Origin of the sequence: Sinorhizobium sp. 8-89, from assembly GCF_030124325.1 — a bacterium.
Classification (GTDB): domain Bacteria; phylum Pseudomonadota; class Alphaproteobacteria; order Rhizobiales; family Rhizobiaceae; genus Sinorhizobium.
In genome coordinates, this window is sequence record NZ_JASKLR010000100.1 from 1 (window position 1) to 447 (window position 447).

Genomic DNA, 447 nt, shown 5'->3' on the forward strand with positions numbered 1-447 from the left:
ATTCGGCAATCCGGTCAGCGCATCGTGTCGCGCCATGTGATGCATTTGCTTCTGCGCCAGAAAGCGTTCTTGTTCCGCGTTGCGAAGCTCGGTGATGTCGAGGGCAATACCAACATAGCCGAGAAACCCGCCGTCCGAGGTGAAGCGTGGCTGTCCGATATCAAGGACTGAGGCCAAGCTGCGGTCGGCGCGGCGAAGACGGTATTCTACCCGGACCGGCTCTCTGTGACGCGAGGCCGCGCCAAATCCGCATTCGACTTTTTGACGATCGTCCGGGTGAACGGCATCGGCCCATCCGAAACCGCGGGCCTCTTCGGCGGTCTGCCCGGTCGTCTCGAGCCAAAGACGGCTGTGGTAGGTGGCGGCGCCGCTTGCATCAGTCACCCAGATCATCACCGGCGCATCGTCGGCGATGGCCCTGAAACGCGCCTCGCTCTCCTTGACGGC

1 protein-coding gene is annotated in these 447 nt (G+C 62.6%); it reads right to left on the bottom strand.

The window, feature by feature from the left end; genetic code table 11:
- A partial coding sequence (locus QN219_RS33835) for a PAS domain S-box protein (protein WP_284004773.1) occupies nucleotides 1–447 on the bottom strand: 447 nt, incomplete at both ends.